The organism is Kocuria subflava (assembly GCF_012163155.1).
Lineage (GTDB): Bacteria > Actinomycetota > Actinomycetes > Actinomycetales > Micrococcaceae > Kocuria > Kocuria subflava.
In genome coordinates, this window is sequence record NZ_JAAVUN010000172.1 from 1 (window position 1) to 598 (window position 598).

1 protein-coding gene is annotated in these 598 nt (G+C 64.0%); it reads left to right on the top strand.

The window, feature by feature from the left end; translation table 11 throughout:
- Positions 1-14: 14 nt before the first annotated feature.
- The coding region (locus GTW58_RS13590; protein WP_168023613.1) for a beta propeller repeat protein at positions 15-598 on the top strand (584 nt) is incomplete at its 3' end.

Here is a 598-nt window from a genome sequence, read left to right on the forward strand (position 1 = left end):
AAAACACCACACCGGTGGCCGCGGGAGCGACCCTGTTGGACATCTCCGGAGACCAACCACCGCGACAGCGCCAACCGACCATCACGGCCGTACGCACCTTCCCCGCAGACGCCTTCCCCTTGCGGATCATCTGGGGCGACGGTGACAACGCATACGCCGTGCACCAGGACGGTTTCCTGATGCGAACCCAGTCTTCCGGAGTGGACTGGGTTCGGCTCCACTCCCCTGGGCCGAACGACCCCATCCCGGGATACAAAGACGTCTTCATGCCCATTCCGGACACAGACCTCCAACGGATCGTGGCAATGGGTAACGCAGGAACATTCACGGCACCAGTCATGCAACCCATGTATTCCGCGGACGGCGGGCGGACCTGGACGAACGCCGCATCCGGAACGTTGCTCACCGGGGACCAGCCCCTGGGCGCCACTTCAATGGGACGTGATCCCAATTCGGGACACCTCTACTTCGGTGCCTACCTGCCGTCCGGGGCCGACCGCGTGCCCGAGTTGCGCCTGTGGCGTTCCACGGACCAAGGGGTGGATTGGAGCGTGTTCCATGTCTTTCCCGGGATGTCCTCGGCCACTGGGCAACCCGT